The 16,199-nt window shown below is 64.5% G+C and carries 17 protein-coding genes and 2 tRNA genes; 15 read left to right on the top strand and 4 right to left on the bottom strand.

Features of this window, described 5'->3' with window-relative positions; genetic code table 11:
• Positions 1-35: 35 nt before the first annotated feature.
• From dapB to ABIC65_RS15245, 3 genes are all read left to right on the top strand, one after another.
• Complete coding sequence (gene dapB, locus ABIC65_RS15255; protein ID WP_354309851.1) at positions 36-764, top strand: 4-hydroxy-tetrahydrodipicolinate reductase; 729 nt, start codon at positions 36-38, stop codon at positions 762-764.
• Positions 761-1,426, top strand: a complete 666-nt coding sequence (gene nth / locus ABIC65_RS15250) for an endonuclease III (protein WP_354309849.1) — start codon at positions 761-763, stop codon at positions 1,424-1,426. The genes dapB and nth overlap by 4 nt, the downstream gene beginning before the upstream one ends.
• 70 nt (positions 1,427-1,496) lie before the next feature.
• Positions 1,497-1,573: transfer RNA gene (locus ABIC65_RS15245), tRNA-Arg, on the top strand.
• A 138-nt stretch (positions 1,574-1,711) separates the two neighbouring features.
• Here the strand turns inward: ABIC65_RS15245 and ABIC65_RS15240 are convergent.
• Positions 1,712-2,509, bottom strand: a complete 798-nt coding sequence (locus ABIC65_RS15240; protein ID WP_093299807.1) for an AraC family transcriptional regulator — start codon at positions 2,507-2,509, stop codon at positions 1,712-1,714.
• A gap of 76 nt (positions 2,510-2,585) precedes the next feature.
• Here ABIC65_RS15240 and ABIC65_RS15235 point away from each other — a divergent pair, with 76 nt between their 5' ends.
• The 8 genes from ABIC65_RS15235 to ABIC65_RS15200 all read left to right on the top strand — a co-directional run bounded on the left by ABIC65_RS15235 (position 2,586) and on the right by ABIC65_RS15200 (position 9,525).
• Positions 2,586-4,685 (top strand): FUSC family protein, encoded by a 2,100-nt coding sequence (locus ABIC65_RS15235; RefSeq protein ID WP_354309848.1) that lies wholly within the window; start codon positions 2,586-2,588, stop codon positions 4,683-4,685.
• The gene (locus ABIC65_RS15230; RefSeq protein ID WP_093299801.1) at positions 4,682-4,879 is read left to right on the top strand and encodes a DUF1656 domain-containing protein; all 198 of its coding nucleotides are present in this window, start codon (positions 4,682-4,684) and stop codon (positions 4,877-4,879) included. Before ABIC65_RS15235 ends, ABIC65_RS15230 begins: the two co-directional genes overlap by 4 nt.
• Positions 4,880-4,892: 13 nt before the next feature.
• Positions 4,893-5,789 carry an efflux RND transporter periplasmic adaptor subunit gene (locus tag ABIC65_RS15225; RefSeq protein ID WP_354309846.1) on the top strand — a complete coding sequence of 299 codons (897 nt, stop codon included), beginning with the start codon at positions 4,893-4,895 and terminating at the stop codon, positions 5,787-5,789.
• Complete coding sequence (locus tag ABIC65_RS15220; RefSeq protein WP_354309845.1) at positions 5,786-7,183, top strand: efflux transporter outer membrane subunit; 1,398 nt, start codon at positions 5,786-5,788, stop codon at positions 7,181-7,183. The genes ABIC65_RS15225 and ABIC65_RS15220 overlap by 4 nt, the downstream gene beginning before the upstream one ends.
• A gap of 355 nt (positions 7,184-7,538) precedes the next feature.
• A complete protein-coding gene (locus tag ABIC65_RS15215) occupies positions 7,539-7,952 on the top strand; it encodes a VOC family protein (protein WP_254772415.1) in 414 nt (137 codons plus the stop codon).
• Between the two features lie 120 nt (positions 7,953-8,072).
• Positions 8,073-8,447 carry a VOC family protein gene (locus tag ABIC65_RS15210; protein WP_354309843.1) on the top strand — a complete coding sequence of 125 codons (375 nt, stop codon included), beginning with the start codon at positions 8,073-8,075 and terminating at the stop codon, positions 8,445-8,447.
• Between the two features lie 38 nt (positions 8,448-8,485).
• Positions 8,486-9,322 (top strand): DMT family transporter, encoded by an 837-nt coding sequence (locus tag ABIC65_RS15205; RefSeq protein ID WP_354309842.1) that lies wholly within the window; start codon positions 8,486-8,488, stop codon positions 9,320-9,322.
• A 131-nt stretch (positions 9,323-9,453) separates the two neighbouring features.
• Positions 9,454-9,525: transfer RNA gene (locus tag ABIC65_RS15200), tRNA-Glu, on the top strand.
• A gap of 258 nt (positions 9,526-9,783) precedes the next feature.
• On the opposite strand, the gene ABIC65_RS15195 is transcribed toward ABIC65_RS15200, so the two are convergent.
• From ABIC65_RS15195 to ABIC65_RS15185, 3 genes are all read right to left on the bottom strand, one after another.
• Complete coding sequence (locus ABIC65_RS15195) at positions 9,784-10,683, bottom strand: sigma-70 family RNA polymerase sigma factor (RefSeq protein WP_354309840.1); 900 nt, start codon at positions 10,681-10,683, stop codon at positions 9,784-9,786.
• On the bottom strand, positions 10,670-11,044 hold the full coding sequence (locus tag ABIC65_RS15190; RefSeq protein ID WP_354310031.1) for a hypothetical protein: 375 nt from the start codon (positions 11,042-11,044) through the stop codon (positions 10,670-10,672). Before ABIC65_RS15190 ends, ABIC65_RS15195 begins: the two co-directional genes overlap by 14 nt.
• 65 nt (positions 11,045-11,109) lie before the next feature.
• Entirely contained in the window at positions 11,110-11,877 is a 768-nt protein-coding gene (locus ABIC65_RS15185; RefSeq protein ID WP_354309839.1) for an SDR family oxidoreductase, read from the bottom strand.
• A gap of 162 nt (positions 11,878-12,039) precedes the next feature.
• On the opposite strand from ABIC65_RS15185, the gene ABIC65_RS15180 reads away from it, so the two are divergent.
• From ABIC65_RS15180 to ABIC65_RS15165, 4 genes are all read left to right on the top strand, one after another.
• Complete coding sequence (locus ABIC65_RS15180; RefSeq protein WP_354309838.1) at positions 12,040-12,495, top strand: carboxymuconolactone decarboxylase family protein; 456 nt, start codon at positions 12,040-12,042, stop codon at positions 12,493-12,495.
• Positions 12,496-12,746: 251 nt separating this feature from the next.
• A complete protein-coding gene (locus ABIC65_RS15175; protein ID WP_354309836.1) occupies positions 12,747-13,760 on the top strand; it encodes an ABC-three component system protein in 1,014 nt (337 codons plus the stop codon).
• Positions 13,751-14,239, top strand: a complete 489-nt coding sequence (locus ABIC65_RS15170; protein WP_354309835.1) for an ABC-three component system middle component 2 — start codon at positions 13,751-13,753, stop codon at positions 14,237-14,239. Before ABIC65_RS15175 ends, ABIC65_RS15170 begins: the two co-directional genes overlap by 10 nt.
• On the top strand, positions 14,236-16,128 hold the full coding sequence (locus tag ABIC65_RS15165; RefSeq protein ID WP_354309834.1) for a hypothetical protein: 1,893 nt from the start codon (positions 14,236-14,238) through the stop codon (positions 16,126-16,128). Before ABIC65_RS15170 ends, ABIC65_RS15165 begins: the two co-directional genes overlap by 4 nt.
• The last annotated feature ends 71 nt before the right edge of the window (positions 16,129-16,199 follow it).

Raw genomic sequence — 16,199 nt, 5'->3', positions numbered from 1 at the left:
TCGTTTCGAGCCGGGATCGTGCAACAGCCCGCAGCATGACCAGCATCGGCATCTACGGCAGCATGGGGCGGATGGGCCAGGCGATCGCCGCCGCCCTTCCCGATTTCGGCGCCCGCCTCGCAGGCGGCGCGGACGTGGGCGACGATCCCGCCGAGCTTGCGCGCAAGGCCGATGTGCTGGTCGACTTTTCGGCCCCCGCCGCGCTGGAGGCGAACCTCGCCGCTGCGCGTGCCGCGCGCACGCCGATCGTGGTCGGCACCACCGGCCTCGCCGAGCGCCACCACCGGATGATCGACGCCGCCGCGGCGGAGATCGCCGTGCTGCAGACCGGCAACACCTCGCTCGGCATCGGCCTGCTCTCGCGATTGGTGCAGGAGGCGGCCGCACGGCTCGGAGCGGACTGGGACATCGAGATCGTCGAGATGCACCACCGCAACAAGGCCGATGCCCCCTCGGGCACCGCGCTGATGCTGGGCGCCGCCGCCGCCGAGGCGATGGGCACCACGCTGTCCGAAGCCGGGGTGAGCGACCGCGCCGGCCTCACCGGCCCGCGCGCCGCCGGCACGATCGGCATGGCCAGCCTGCGCGGCGGGTCGGTGATCGGCGACCATACGGTGGTCTTCGCCAGCGACGGCGAGCGGATCGAGCTCACCCACCGCGCCGACGATCGCGCGATCTTCGCCAAGGGCGCGATCCGTGCGGCGCTGTGGCTGCCCGGGCGCGACGCCGGTCGCTACACCATGGCCGAGGTGCTCGGCGTGTGAAGAAGGCGCAGGTCGTCGAGTTCTTCGCGCGGCTGGCGGCGGACAATCCGCACCCCGAGACCGAACTCGAATCGGTCAACACCTATACGCTGCTCGTCGCCGTGGTGCTCTCCGCCCAGGCGACCGATGCCGGCGTCAACAAGGCAACGCGCGCATTGTTCGCGCAGGTCGACACGCCCGAGAAGATGGTCGCGCTCGGCGAGGCGGGGCTGAAGGACCATATCAAGACGATCGGCCTGTTCAACACCAAGGCCAAGAACGTCATCGCGCTTTCGGAGGCGCTGCTCCGCGACCATGGCGGTGAGGTCCCCGCCGATCGCGACGCGCTGGAGCAGCTGCCCGGCGTCGGCCGCAAGACCGCCAATGTGGTGATGAACGTCGCCTTCGGGCAGGAGACCTTCGCGGTCGACACCCATCTGTTCCGCGTCTGCAACCGCACCGGACTGGCGCCGGGCAAGACGCCGCTGGCGGTGGAACTCAAGCTGGAGAAGGTCGTCCCCCACCCCTTCCGGCTGCACGCGCACCACTGGCTGATCCTCCACGGCCGCTACATCTGCAAGGCGCGCACGCCCGAATGCTGGCGCTGCCCGGTGGCCGAGCTCTGCGCGTTCAAGCCGAAGACGCCCGCTCCCAAGGCGAAGAAGGCCGTCGCGCCGGCCTGAGCTTTTGCGCAGCGGCCTGCCGAAACGGGCTGGCGTTCGGCGAAAGGCTTTGCTAGTCGCCGCTTTCCAGGCACCCGTAGCTCAGCTGGATAGAGCGCTGCCCTCCGAAGGCAGAGGCCACAGGTTCGAATCCTGTCGGGTGCGCCAATTTTCAATGGCTTAGCTGGATCAGCAGCAAACTTGTCAAATATACGTCAAATATGCACGTGCGGACGCAAGTGGCTGAAGGCGCACGTCCGACCTATCCTCCCGCCAGAATTTTGGTCCGCTCCGCGATCTTGAAGATTAAGCCCGATTCTGCCGCCTTCCGGCGAAGAAGCGCGCGGGCGTACTGCCCAACGCCTTCTGGAACATGGTGATGAACGCGTTGACGGACTCATAGCCCAGATCCGCAGCCACGCCTTGCACGGATGCCCCTCCTGCCAGCTCCCGAAGCGCGATGATCAGATGCAGCTGTTGGCGCCAGCGACCGAAGGTGAGACCGGTTTCGCGGATCATAAGCCGTGACAATGACCGTTCGCCCAACGCCACGCGCTTCGCCCATTCCGCCTGTGTAGCGCGGTCCGACGGGTTGGACGTTAGCGCATCGGCAATGGCCCGGATTTTCGGGTTGGTCGAAACCGGCAGATTGAACCGTTCGTGCGGCATCTCGGCCAATTCATCGAGCAGCACGCGCGCCAGCCGTGCGGCATGGCCGTCCGGCGGATAGCTGGCGCCTTCCTCGGTCAGTCGATCGATCATCGCGCGGATCATCGGGGATATCGACAACGCGCAGCAATGGTCCGGCAGGCTTGCCACCCCCGGTTCGACGAACAGATAGCTCAGCCGCGCGTTGAGCGTGGCGCGGGCACTGTGGGGCGTGCCCCCCGGAATCCAGACTCCGCAGTTCGGCGGTACGATCCAGAGCTGGTCGTCCGCGGTGCAAGTGACCGCACCATGCAGCGCCAGGATCATCTGCCCCTTGCGGTGCACATGCGCGGGCACCTCTGCGGCATAGTCCGCGAAATCGAGATTGCGGGCAATCGCAGGCCGGTCGGTCGCGTCAGGATCGAAGGCGGCGATGGCGGGTTGCGGGGACAGCATGCGATTGACCGAATTCAGGGACTGATTGTCAGGATACCGAATTTATAACGATCTAAGAATCGTTATCAACAAGCCGATGGGTATCTGGCTGTTTTACACTTATGGTTGGGTCGGGCCGCGACTGACGCTGCCGCCGATCGGCACGTTCCTGCGCGCGCCGGCGCTGCGCGCCGATGCGGAGGCGCTGCTGTTCTCCGCCAAGACCTTCGCGGCGGCGATGCTGGCCTATTATATCGCCCTGCGCATCGGGCTTCCCCGCCCGTCCTGGGCAATCATCACGGCCTATCTGGTGTCGCAAGGCTCGGCCGGTGCGTCGCTCAGCCGCGGCGTCTACCGCATGGTGGGCACGCTGATCGGCGCTGCGGCGACGGTGGTGATCCTTCCTACCTTTGTCGCCGAGCCCATCATTTGCAGCCTGGTGCTGGCCGGCTGGATCGGCTTCTGCCTGTTCCTGTCGCTGCTCGACCGCACGCCGCGCGCCTATGCCTTCGTGCTGGCCGGCTATACCGCCAGCCTGATCGGCTTTCCCGGCGTCGCCGAACCGGACGCGATCTTCGACACCGCGCTGGTCCGCGTGCAGGAAATCGGGCTTGGCATTCTCTGTGCTGTGCTGATCCACCGCTTCCTGCTGCCCCGGCCAATGACCGGCCAGCTCGTGGCCAAGGTAACAGCGACATTGCGCCATGCACGGCGTTTGGCCGGCGACCTACTGCGCGGCGAAACGGACCCGCGACAGCAGGCCGACCGCCACCGGCTGGCGCTCGATCTGCTCGCCCTGAACGGGCTGGCAATGCATCTCCCCTACGACCCGGCGATCGCCCGCCCACGCCGTGCGACGCTGCGGCACCTCCACGATCGGCTGGCGCGGCTGCTCCCGCTGGCGACGGAGATCGAGGCCCGGCTGGCAGCGATGCACAACGACGAAGCGCTGGCGGCGCTGCTGCACGCCATCGACCAGTGGATCGACGCTGCGCCCTCGCCGGAGTCGGACGCCACCGCCCGCCATCTGATCGACCGCGCGCATCAGCTACGAGCAGAGGCCTATGCCGAACCGGCGCAAGAGGGACGGCTGCAGACCGGCAATCTCGCCGGCCACCTCGCCGAACTGGTCGGGCTGCTCCACGAGGGTGACCTGCTGGGGCGCGAGTTCGCGAACACCCGTCCGGCCCGAAATTGCACACTGCGGTTCAGTGGCATGTCAGCAACGGGCTATGTCCATCACCGCGACCCGCTTATGGCCGCACGTGCTGCAACCGGCGCGACCCTCGGCATCCTGACCGGCTGCTTGTTCTGGATCTGGTCGGCCTGGCCGGACGGCGGGCTGGCGGTATCGGTGCTCGGCGTTACCTGCGCGCTCTTCGGCAATGTCGACGCGCCTGCGCCCAATGTGCGCAAATACATGCTGGGCTCGCTCTACGGCGTGATACTGAGCCTAGCCTTCAGCTTCGTCATCCTGCCGCGCGTCACGGATTTCCCAACGCTGGTCGCCGTGCTCGCCCCCGCCTTCCTCTGGGGCGGATCGCTGCAGGCGCGGCCGGCCACGGCCTATATGGCGCTGGGCATCACGCTAACGATCCCGATCCTCTCCGGGCTGGGTGCACAGTATAGCGGCGATTTTGCCGATGCGCTCAACGGCAGCGTGGCGTTGTTCGTGGCAACCGCGTTCGGGGCGGCAAGCATGACCCTGCTCCAGACCTTGCCTGCCGATGCGGCGATCGATCGCCTGCTGCGGCTGAGCCGCCGCGACGTCGCCCGGCGCGCGCGCGGCCATGGCCCAGCCGAGGCGGGCTGGACGAGCCTGATGGTCGACCGCACCGCCCTCCTCCTGCCGCGGCTTGCCGCGTCGAGGCGCTCGCGCACCGACACGCTCGACGCGATGCTGCGCCATCTCCGCATCGGGCATGCGGTCGCCGGGCTGCGTCGCGCGCTGGACCCTGCGGTCGGCGCCATCGACCAGCAGGCGCGGCAACTGCTCGGGGCGCTCGCCGAGAGCGTAGCAGACGGGCGCGATGGCAATGCCGACGCGCTCGCTGCATTGGACCAGCGCCTCAAAACGCTGATCGCGCGTGTCGCGGCCGACGCGGACGAAGGCAGGTGGCGGCTGCTCGATCCGCTGCTCGACCTCCGCTTTGCGCTAACTGCCGCAGCCGCAACCGATCCGAAGCGCGCGGCATGATCCGCGACCTCGACATTGCCGGCGTCCTGGTACCGGGACTGCTGGCGCTCGCCTGCCTCGCCCTGATCGCGACAATACTCCTGCTGCGGCTCTTCGCCGTCACCGGCCTGTCGCGCCGCCTCGCCTGGCCGGCGCTCACCGAGATCGCCGTGTTCCTCCTCCTCTACGGCCTGCTCCTGCGGGCCACCCTGTGACCGGATCCTTGTTATGAAGTCCATTCTCTCCGTCCTCGCGCGCTACGGCATCACGCTTGCCGTCGTCGCTATTGCCGCGCTGGTCGGCTGGCAACTCTGGGACCGGCACCAACAGACGCCCTGGACGCGCGACGGCCGCATCCGCGCAGATGTCGTTCGCGTCTCGACCGACGTCGGCGGGCTGGTGACGCAGGTAACGGTTCGCGACAACCAGACCGTCCGGCCCGGGCAACTCCTGATAGTGCTCGACCGGCCGCGTCTTGCCGCGACAATCGAGCGCGCGGACGCCGCCATTGCAGAGGCGCGGGCGCAGCTCGAACAGGCGCGCAAGGAGGCGCGCCGCGACGTCGCGTTGGGCGACCTCGTCGCGACCGAGGCGCGCGAACAGAGCGCCGCCAGGGTCCGGACTTCGGAGGCCGCGCTGACCCGCGCCATCGCCGACCGCAATGTCGCCAAGGTCGATATCGAGCGGACCGAAATCCGCGCCACCGTGGCGGGCATCGTCACCAACCTAGACATCCACCCCGGCGACTATCTTGCCGCGGGCGCGCAGGCGATGGCGTTGGTCGACACGGCCTCGTTGCGGGTCGAGGGCTATTTCGAAGAGACCAAGCTGCACCGGGTGGCGATCGGCGACCGTGCGCGCGTCCGATTGATGGGAGAGGATGGCGAGATCGCTGGGCATGTTGAGAGCATCGCCGCCGCGATCGCCGACGATCAGCGCGACAATACAGGCAATCTGCTGCCGAAGGTCGCACCAACTTTCTCCTGGGTTCGGCTTGCCCAGCGCATTCCCGTTCGCGTGCATATCGACCGGGTGCCTGCCGGCACCCGCCTGATCGCGGGGCGAACGGCGACCGTGGAGCTCCTTCCCGCCCTCGCCGCGCCGGCAGGAGGGCGGCGGTCGTGAAGCGCGTCGTCACCACCCTCCCCGCCCTGCTCCTCGCCGGCTGTGTCGCCGGGCCGGACTATCGCATTCCCCAGGCCTCGATCGTCAACCGACCCGAAGCGGCGGCACCGTTTCTGGGAATCAATGATAGGAGCGTGTCGCAGGCCGCGTTGCCGCCGCGCTGGTGGCGGCTCTACGGCGATCCCCGGCTCGACGGCTATGTCGAGGAGGCGCTGGCCGCCAACACTGATCTGCGCGCTGCCGATGCAAATCTCCGCCGCGCGAGCGCAATCTTTCGCGAAGCCGCCGCCGAGCGGACCATAACCACCGGCCTGAGCGGCCAGGCATCGGGCGGTCGGATTGGCGGCCCTACTGCCTCCCTGCCGGCGCCGTTCAGCTACGCGCTCGGCTTCGATGCCAGCTACCCGCTCGATCTCGCGGGCGGCATCCGGCGCGGGATCGAGGCTGCTTCGGCGCAAACAGAAGTGGCGGTGGCGGCGCGCGATCAGGTGCGCGTCGTGGTCGCGGCAGCCATTGCCCGGAATTATGCACGGGTCTGCACCGATGGCGTGGCCTTAGCAGCGGCGCAGCACATCGCCGCGATCCAGCGCGCGACCTTGGCAGTGGCGGTGCGCACGGCGCGCCGGGGACGCGGGACGCGCTTCGACATCGACCGGGCACGCGCCGCCGCCTTCGCCAGTGAGGCAGCCCTCCCGGACATCCTTGCCGACCGAAAGGCCGCGTTGTTCGAACTGGCCGCGCTGATGGGCCGGACGCCTTCCGACTATCCACGCGAACTCGAGGCCTGCGCCACGATCCCGGCGCTTGCGCGGCCGATCCCGGTCGGGGACGGTGCGATGCTGCTCCGGCGTCGCCCGGACGTGCGAGGGGCCGAGCGCGTGCTCGCGGCGACCACTGCGGGCATCGGCATCGCCGAGGCCGAGCTCTACCCGAGGGTCAGCATCGGCGGATCGGCAGGCACGGCTGCTTCGATAGGTCGCGCTTTGGGATCGACTTCGTTCGGGTTCAGCCTCGGCCCGCTCGTGTCGTGGTCGTTCCCGAACAGGAAAGCGGTCCGTGCCCGGATCGACCAGGCCGGTGCCGATGCAGACGCTGCGCTGGCGGGCTTCGATGGCGCCGTGCTGTTCGCGCTGCAACAGACCGAGACGGCGCTATCGGCATATGCCCGGGCGACGGACCGGCTGCGGGATCTGGAACGAGCGGCAGACGCCGCATTTCGTGCCAGCCGTGATGCCGACAGGCTCCAGCGGTTCGGCCGCACGCCCTTCCTCGACGTCCTGAACGCACAGGCCGGGTACGCCGATGCCCAGGCAAGTTTGTCCCGCGCCCGCGCCAGTGTCGTCGATCGACAGATCGATCTCTTCCTCGCGCTGGGAGGCGGGTGGGAAGAATGACATCTTTGGGGGCATGTATGTGTAACGCCATGTTTGCTCGATGCCATATCTTGGGAAGTGCCCCCCGGCTCGGATCGCCTAAACCTCGGAAGCGTCGGCAACCTGGCCGGAGGTTGCTTAGCGCAAGACCCGTCTCCGGCTTGACGCTCAGACTAAGCCCTCTAAATTGCAACGCGCCTAAAAAGACAGCGATGCAGGTATGGTGACAACCTGCGGTCTCCCGGGAGACAGTCAAGCTTGAGCGGGTCACGCCGCTCTTGGCCATGGCCGGACACAGCGAGGGTTCACCTCGTGCGTGGCCGGTCGTCGTTGTCTGATCGCGATCGGCTCGTGTCCGTCTAACCAACGGAAAGGCATGACCATGAAGCTGAACCACCTCAACCTATACAGCGATGATGTCGAAGCTGATCGAGCGATGTTCGAGCAGTATTTCGGCCTGCGCACGCTCGTTGTGCGCGGCACAAAGATGGCGATCTTGCAGGATGACGACGGGCTGGTGTTGATCATCAATCACTTCGAAAACAAGCTCGACGGCTTCGACTACCCCAAACAGCTCAACATACTGCATATAGGCTTCATTCAAGAGACCCGCGATGCTGTGGATGCCATGCATGCCCGCTTGCGCGGGGACGGATGGAAAACGCAGGCGCCGCGCGATGCGCACGGCGCTTGGTGCTTCTATTTCCGGGCAAAAGGCGGCTACTTCATCGAAGTGACGACGCTTAGCCGGGTCCGTCCCGAAGAAGCCTATCAGGATAGCCGGCAATAAGGTCCCTCCTGGGTCGGCGGAGCTATCCGCCGACCATTCTCGCCCTTGACGCAGCTCGGACGAAGCAGCGAAAAAGCCACCGATAATTCCCTGTTTTCAAAGCCAATCTTGGGAAAACATATGTTCACGCACATCATGATCGGTAGCAACGACCTGGCACGATCCAGAGCCTTCTATGACGCAACTTTTGCGGCGCTGGGCGGCAAATCGGGCGAGAAGGACGAGAGAGGCCGGCTCATCTACGAACACGACGGTGGAAGATTGATGATCACCCGACCGATCGACGGCCACCCGGCGACGGCGGCCAATGGCGGAACGATCGGCATTGCCGCCCTGAGCGCGGACCATGTCCGCGCATGGCACGAGGCCGCCACCGCGCATGGTGGCACCTCCATAGAAACGCCACCGTGCGAGCGCCCGAACGGTGTCTTTGTTGCCTATCTCCGGGATCCTGACGGCAACAAGCTCACCGCGCGAACGAAAGCGACGCGGTAATGCGCGGCGCTTGGCTATGCGGCTAGCCGAGGACCCTCATGTCCATCGGTATCAGCCTGATCGTCCTGGTCGCTGCGGTCCTCCATGCGAGCTGGAACGCCCTTCTGCGCGGAGGCGGCGACCGGCTCTGGTCGATGACGGTCATGTGCATCGCCATCGCGGTTGCCTGTGCCCTGATGGCCCCCTTCTTACCGGTTCCCGCAAGGGCGAGTTGGGGCTGTGTTGCCTTGTCAGCGCTGCTCCATACCGGATACAACCTCTTCCTTGTACGGACCTACCGGGAAGGTGATCTCGGGCAGACCTACCCGATCGCGCGCGGAGCCTCGCCGCTTTTGGTTTCGCTCGGCGCGGCAATCTTCGCGCGCGAGCTGCCCGACGTACTCAGCCTGACGGGCGTGCTGCTGGTATCGGGCGGGATCGTCGCACTGGCCTTCCAAGGCCGAGCCATCGGGCGAAAAACCTTGCTCTTCGCGCTAGGAACCGGCTGCTTCATCGGCGCCTACAGCGTGACCGACGGGCTGGGCGTCCGGTTGTCAGGCGCACCGCTGGGCTACACCGTATGGATGTGCCTGTCGTGGGGCCTGCTCGCGCCAGCGAGCTACATCATGCTGCGCGATGCCCGCACCCTCGTGCGCGGGCGACAGGAGATGCTGGTAGCGGCTGGTGGTGGGCTTGCCTCGCTTCTGGCGTACGGCATCGTCATCTTCGCCATGGCTCGTGGCGCGATGGGACCAGTGTCGGCGCTGCGCGAGACAAGCGTCGTCTTCGCCGCCGTGATTGGACGCATCTTCCTTTGCGAACGCCTGAGCTGCTATCGGATTACGGCCTGCCTGGTAGTTGCAACAGGCGCGGTTCTGATCGGCCATGCGGGTTGACGACACATACGATTGGATTGAGCCGATCGTACAAAATCGTGCTGCCCGCCATTCTCGAACCTGGTTCCTTTCGAGAATATTGGCAATTGCCATCTGCATCATGAGAGCTGCCGCGCAAACTTTCCAACAAAGGCTTCTAACCCGTGCTGAGAAAGCGCCCTCTCACGGCGAAAACACGGGTTCGAGTCCCGTAGGGGTCACCAGCCTTTTCAGAGGCTTGACTGCTGAATGGCTGCACGAAAGTGCAATTTACTGCAAATTTACTGCAAAACCATAGCTGGAAATCGGCGGACTTCACGGATTGTTCTAGGGCCCCACAGCGTCGATATCCGCGGCTGGCGGGACTCTGGCGAGTGTCTGATTCGCACCCCAGACTCAGCCTTTCCACCTTCCTCCGGGATATCCGCCGACCACCATCGTGGGCGCATCGCTCCCGGCACGTGGCGACCAATTCACGACCTTCAGTGGCCGTGCTGTGGATGACCGCCTGTGCCGAAAGCTGCCGCCAGATGGCGGAGCTTGTCGGGATTACGAACTATATAGATCCCCATGATGCGGCCATCGCGTACATCGAGCGCAGTGGTCTGGAGCACGTCGCCACGATCGATACTGATGTAGCCGGGCAGGCCGTTAATGGTCGCGGTGCGTAGCAGCGTCGGCGCTGACGTGTACTTGCGACGCAACCCGGCGAACAGGCGAAGCGCTCGGTCGATTCCGCGCACCACATTGCGGAAAGCGATGACCTTGCCGCCGCCATCGGAATGGATCTCGACGTCGCGCGCCAGCAGTGCTGACAATGCGACCGTGTCACCGTCGCGGGCAGCAGCAAAGAAGGCTCGCGCGATCCGATCAGCCTCCGCCGCCTGTACGGTAAAACGTGGCCGCGCATGCTGCACGTGTTTGCGCGCACGCGAGGCAAGCTGCCGGACGGTTGCAGGCTCGCGCCCCAATGTCGTCGCGACCTCGGTCAGCGCCATGTCGAACACGTCGTGAAGCAGGAAGGCGGCACGCTCCAGCGGGGACAGGCGCTCCATGGCGAGCATCAGAGTGAGCGTCACGTCATCGGCGATCGTTTCCTCCGCCTCTGTCGTGCCCATCAGCGGGTCGGGAAGCCATGCGCCGACGTAGGTCTCCCGGCGCGCACGGGCGGACTTTAGCTGGTCGAGGCAGAGACGCGTGACAACGCGGGTTAGATAGGCCGCCGGCGTGTCAACGCTCTCCGCCCTTGCCGCCCATCGCAGCCAGGCCTCCTGAACGACATCCTCTGCCTCGCTGACTGATCCGAGCATCCGATAGCCAAGACGCAGCAGTCTTGGCCGCTCGGCCTCGAAATCAGCGAGGCGTCTGTCACTGGGCGGCACGAGAGTCCTCCACCGGATGCGATCGGTGACTGCCGCCTGCCGCATCGCGCCACGCCCACAGGGCGAGAGCGGCCGTCAGTATAGCCGGAAGTGTCACCGCAGGAAAATCCTGAACCAGCGCGCCCGTGCCGCAGATGCCCACCGCCACCTCCCAGAAATGGAACAGCGCGTGGCCCCCAAGCCAGAGCGCAGCTAGGGACCACAGCGTGACGCGTGCCGCCGACCGTGCGGCACCGGTCAGCATCGCGATACCGATCAGAAGGAAGACCAGTCCGATATCGCGAAGGAAGTGCTGGTTGAACGGGCCGGTGGTGGTGACGCCCGGGACCGCGAAGTACCAGTTGGCGGGCGAGATCAGCATGAACAAGCCATTGGCTATGGCCCCGAGACCGAGCGCTAAGGCCAGCGCGATAGGATGGCGCCTGTTCATGCCGCCTGTCCCTGCGACTGAGCGGCGAGCCACGCATCAAAACGCGTAGGCGCGATCCGCGCGTCCTCTCCAGGTACCAGCGTGTGGTCGTTGGCGGCGGCGCCGAAATAGTTGCGATCGTCGGTGACGACAATCCGGCGCGGATCATCTCGCGCGCCAAGCCAGCTGGCGGTGAATTCCGCAAGCGGCGCGCGCTCGGGTCCCGCGGCTTCGATGATGCCATCTGCAGGATCAGCCGTGGCTATCTCGGCAAGCAGGGCCGAGATGTCGGCGGCAGCAACCGGCTGGAGCGCGATGCCCGGCAAGTGCACGGCGTCGCCCTGCGTATAGCCGTCCGCGATGGTTGACAGAAATTCGAAGAACTGGGTGGCCCGCACGATCGTGTAGGGAACGCCGCCAGCGGCGATCAGCTGCTCCTGCGCCAGCTTGGCACGAAAATAGCCCGAAGCTTGAAGGCGATCGGTGCCGACGACCGAGAGCGCGACGAAGTGGCGCACCGCGGCGTCGCGGGCCGCTTCCAGCAGGTTCGCCGTGGTACCGCGAAAGAAGGCGAGAGCGGCCGCATCCTCGAACGAAGGAGCATTGCTGACATCAACTAGCACCGCAGCATCTGTCAGCGCCGGAGCTAGGCCTGTGCCGGCTTGGGCATCAACGCCGGTGCTGGGCGATGCGGCGACTGCTTCATGGCCCTTGGCTCGCAGCAGTTCGACAAGGGGCCGGCCGATCAGTCCGGTTCCGCCGATGACAACAATCTTCATCTCCATATCTCCCATGCAAGTACCTGCCTGCCTGACGAGGTGGACAAGGCCAGTGTGACATGGGTGACCACAAACTCGAAAAAATGTTCGGGATAATGTCACGATGCGATTGTGTCTCTCGTCAAGCCACCGAGTGCCGATGGTCGGCGCGGTGACAAGGAAAGCAACATGGCCGAAATGAAGCGATTGAACTGGTCCGAAGTCGCGCCTGAAGGCGCCAGGGCTCTGTTCGGTATCCACCGTTATGTGACAACGAGAACGGGTCTTCCCGAAGAGCTGATCCATCTGGTCTTTCTGCGTGTGTCGCAGATCAACGGCTGCGCCCATTGCATCGATATGCACACGCGCGATCTGCTCAAGACCATGGCGATCGACAAGGTCGCGCTGATCCCCGTCTGGGCGGAGGTGCCGCATCTGTTTTCTGACCAGTATCGAGCAGCGTTGGCTTGGGCGGAGGAAGTGACCAATGTCAGCACGACCCATGCTTCGGACGAAGCCTACGCCGCCGCTGCCGCCACATTCGTCGAGAAGGACTTGGTCGATCTCACGCTTGCTATCGCAGCAATGAACGCGTTCAATCGTCTCGGCGCGCCCTTCCGCCTTCCGGTGGCCGCCAAGCCATAGGCCCGCAAAAGGGGAAGCATACCTTGCTTTCCCTTTCGACGGCACACGACCAGTTCAAGACATTCCGCGGCAAGCGCATGAACGTCTGCTCCCGCAGGAATTGGTCATCCGCATGCGATTCGGCAATCCAATTACAGCACGCCCTGCGCCTCCCGCTTGAGCGGCACATCCTCATGTTGCCATAGCGGCCGCAAAGCGGATAACGAACCGCTAGGATCGAACCTGCACAAGTCCGTCAGGCAGAGGGAATTATGGCGTTCAACGAGGATCGGGTGATCCTGAACCTGACCGACAGCGAGCTTGAGGACTTGGTGAAGAAGTGGCTCGCCCGGCTCCGGGGCGATTATCACGGTTTCGAGCGTCCGACCGCGTCTGCCGATATGGGCCGGGATGCCGTGGGGTTTCTGTCGGCGCAAAGATACGATGGCGCGTGGCACAATTATCAGTGCAAGCATCTGAAGGATCCGCTCGGATCCGGGGAATTCGCGGTCGAGCTCGGCAAGATTTTTCATTATGCCTGCGCGGGCGAGTTCACTGTGCCGACGCGATATATCTTCGTGTCCCCGAATTCCGCCGTTCGCCCTGTCAAGAAGTTGATCGACAGGCCGTCGCTGGTTGCGGATTTTCTGGTGAAGACTTGGAACGATTACTGCCTCAAGCGGATCTCCAAGACGGATTGCCCGCTCACCCCCGAGATAGAGGCGGCGGTCAGGGCCTATGACTTCAGCAAGGTCGAGCTCTGGAAGGCCAGCGAGCTGGTCGAGCAGCCGCATATGCGCGCGGTTCTGCATGAGCATGTCGATATCGATCCCGGCGAAGCTCCACGGTTGAGGGACTGCGATGTGCCCGCCGAGCTTTCGGACGAGGAGCGGCCTTACGTCGGTCAGCTCGTCACCGTCTTCACCCAGGCGAGCGGGATCGCCTTTGCAGATCATGACCACGTCGCAGCGGACGCGAAATTTGGTCCGCAGATGATCCTTGCACGACGGCGCTATCTCGAGCGCAACGGATTTCGCCGTCATTTCCGCGACAATCTTCCGGCGGCACAGATCGATGCCGTCGATGAGGATGTACACGCGACAGTGATCGACCGCTATCACGCGATGGATGGGGCACCGCTGTACAGCCGACTGACCGATGTGATGACCGTTGCTGCGACCGCTCCGATCACGGGGGCTTTGGGCCGCCACAATCGCGTCACGGCGGCGGTCAGGCAGGGGGTTTGTCATCACCTCGCGAATATCGGCACGATGCCATGGGCATGATGGCAGCTGATGTCGGCCCGGCGCTGTTCAATACGCCACTCGAAGCAGGACTTCGCGCGGTCATCATCCTGGAGGCGTTCGAGCCGGCGCAATTCGATATCGCGACCATTTCGCTGCTGGACTATTTCCTCGTCCACACCGCGGATGCCGGCGGCCCGGAGAGCATCCATCCCGACATCAGCGCTCGCGGTGGGGAATATTTCGTGCGCCGCCATCTCATCGAGCAGGGCGTTGCGCTGATGATGCGCTCGTCGCTCATCGAGCAGATTCCAACCGCGTCCGGCATTCTATTCCATACCCACGAGGCCGCCGCCGCCATGCTCGATCTGCTGAGCACCGACTATAATCGGAAACTGGTTGCCGCCGCCAATTGGCTCGCCACACAGGCACGCGACCGCGGCGAGGCTACCTTTCTGCGCGATCTCAGGTCCAAAATCGACCGATGGTCGCAGGAGATGATCGGAGGGCGCGCGCGATGACCAACGATCGCAAGCGAATCCGGATTGACGCGCTGATCTTCACCGGCCCTGAGCGCAAGCCGACCGTGCTTCCGTTCCATGATGGCGTGAATATCATCTGGGGCGCTTCCAACAGCGGGAAGTCGTTCGTCCGCAAGTCAATCGACTATGTGCTTGGCGGGGACAAGCCGACGTTGCCGCCCGAGGGCAAGGGCTACGATAACTACCTCCTCTGGCTGACGCTGCCCGGTGCACGGAAGATATCCCTGCGCTGCTCGGCTCTCGGCGGCGACATCTATAAGGCTGAAGGTCACCAGCTCGATTTCGGCGCGAGCGCCGATGGGTTCGAGACGCTATCGCGCAAGCATGTTAATGGGCCCAATGTCTCGCGGATGCTGCTCGGCGAAGTCGGCTTCCGCGACGCGCAGCTACTCAAGAATGAGCGCGCCCAGAAAGGCCCGTTCTCGCTGCGATTGCTGATGCGATATCTGCTCGTTGACGAGACGAGGATGATTGACGAGCGCAGCATTTTGCTCGCGCACAACACGACGATCACCTCTGAAGACAAAGGCCTGATCAAGTTCGTTCTGACCGGCGTGGATGGCGCCTCGATCGAGCCCGTCCGATCGGCCGATGAGCTCAAGGCGGCGCGCGACGGCAAGATCGAACTCCTGTCGCAAATGGCTGACGACCTGCGCCAGTTGATCGATGAGACCGTCGATAGTGAGCAGATCCGTTCTGATCTCGCGCTCGCGGAAGAAGAGAGCGAGCAAGCGCTCACCGTCCTGTCCGGTCGCCAGGAGGAACTGGACGGCCTTTATGCATCGCTCCGCGAGATGGATGGCGAGATCCAGACTCTTAACAGCCGCATTTCCGAGCTCAGGCTTCTTATCGTCCGGTTCGAGGAGCTCGGATCGATCTACGGGTCCGACATTGAACGGCTACAGGGATTGGAGGAGGGCAGCTTCCTCCTCCAGCGCTTCGCCGGCGTAAATTGTCCGCTGTGCGGAGCCGAGCCGGAGCATCAGACCCACGATCATGGGCTAGCCCATGTCGAGGAGCAGCGCCGCGCGGTAGCCGCCGAAATCGCGAAGATCAGCGCTGAAGCGTTTGAGTTGGATGGAGTCATCGGCGCGGCCCAGCACGAGCTCACCGCCACACAAAATCTGCTCGATGGCGCTCTCGCTCTTCGCGCCGAGAAGGCCGAGGATCGTGACGACGCCCGACAGCGCGAACTGGATGCTCGTCGATCCATTAGTGCCGCGAATGGACGGGTGCGCAGGCTCGAGGGCGATCTCGAGAACCGCAACAATCTCGCGGCGCTCGAAGCCCGGATTGGACGGCTGCGTAGCGAATCTGTCCGGGTGCGCCAGCGGGCCGACGGCATCGACGTAAACCTCGACCTAACCCAAAGCGAGGCGCATGATCTCTCGAAATCGATCCAGAGCGTGCTGACAGCCTGGAATTACCCCGGCGGCGACGCCTTACATTTTGCCAAGGATGATCAGGATATCGTTGTCGATGGCAAGCGGCGGCGCGACAACGGTGCCGGCGTGCGCGCGCTGCTGCACGCCGCCTTCAAGGTCGGGGTGCTGGTCTATTGTCTGGAGCACCACCGCCCGCACCCAGGTTTCGTGATACTGGATTCACCGTTGGTCGCGTTTCGGCCGGCGGAAGAAGAATCGCCTTATGGCGCACTCGAAGATGATGAGATCGCCCTGCGCGGAGCAGACGTGGCGCGCCATTTCTACAAGCATCTCGACAGCCTCAAAGACCGCGCGCAGTTCATCATCATCGAAAATCACAAGTCTGATCAGGAAGTCGTCGCCCCCTACGCGAACTATCAATTCACAAGAAACTCCGCGCTCGGCCGTGTCGGCCTATTCGAGCAGCCGCAATTTGACCTCTGAACCAATCGCAACATTAAGCTGGTATGCGCGTAGCAACGATTCGGTATCGTCGCCATGCTGCACGGGGTGGC

The sequence above is a fragment of the Sphingomonas trueperi genome (assembly GCF_040545665.1).
Taxonomy (GTDB): Bacteria; Pseudomonadota; Alphaproteobacteria; order Sphingomonadales; family Sphingomonadaceae; genus Sphingomonas; species Sphingomonas trueperi_B.
Note: the sequence above shows the minus strand (reverse complement) of the source record. Positions and strands in the feature narration are given on the sequence as shown.